The sequence below is a fragment of the Pseudoalteromonas sp. S16_S37 genome (genome assembly GCF_014694405.1).
Lineage (GTDB): Bacteria > Pseudomonadota > Gammaproteobacteria > Enterobacterales > Alteromonadaceae > Pseudoalteromonas.
Genome location: NZ_JAAUWV010000186.1, coordinates 1 through 655, shown reverse-complemented (window position 1 = coordinate 655; position 655 = coordinate 1). Strand labels below are relative to the sequence as shown.

The window sequence follows — 655 nt, the reverse complement described above, 5'->3', positions numbered from 1 at the left end:
GGCTGATTCTTTTTAACCTGCACCACAACATCGGCTTTTTTCGCAGCGATCATTTCAAGTGTTTGTCGTTGACAATGTAGCGCATCCACTGTGATAACACTGCCCTTAATATCAAGCACTTCAAGCAATTGCCGCACAACACTTATCTCGCCTTGCTTGGTTTCAGTGGACTGTTGTGACAGTACTAACCCTGACTCTGTATCGTATGCAGTAACAAGTTGTAACGCCGTCTTTTTATCGCCGCGATACGAACCACGCAGTACTTTGCCGTCGAGTGCAATAATTTGTTTACCTGTGCTTTGTCGCTGCTCGTTGACCCAGTTTAACAGAGCTTCCAGCAGTGATTCTGCCACCACAGCTTTGAGGATCCGAGCGCTGGTATGGCGCTTTGGAATCCCGTTTTTAAATGGCCGATACTGCCGCAACCAATCTTCCTTCGACTCGCCATAGAGCTGAATATCTTGCCAACCTTCAGCACCTGCCATGATGGCACTAATAACAAGGAAAATGACATCAACTAAGTCGTGCTTTTTGTTAATATCAGAGCGAGTTTCTTCTACAACTGTAAGGTGTTCAATCAGGTTCATTGGTTGCGCCTAGCAATGGGATTGGCGCTATTTGATCATAAATTAGCTAAAAGTGCGATCCCGCCCTG

General features: G+C 46.0%; 1 protein-coding gene. It reads right to left on the bottom strand.

Annotation, left to right across the window (positions count from 1 at the left end):
- Positions 1-587, bottom strand: a 587-nt coding sequence (locus HC733_RS22545) for an ISAs1 family transposase (protein WP_190367202.1), incomplete at its 3' end; no start/stop codon positions are given.
- Between the last annotated feature and the right edge of the window lie 68 nt (positions 588-655).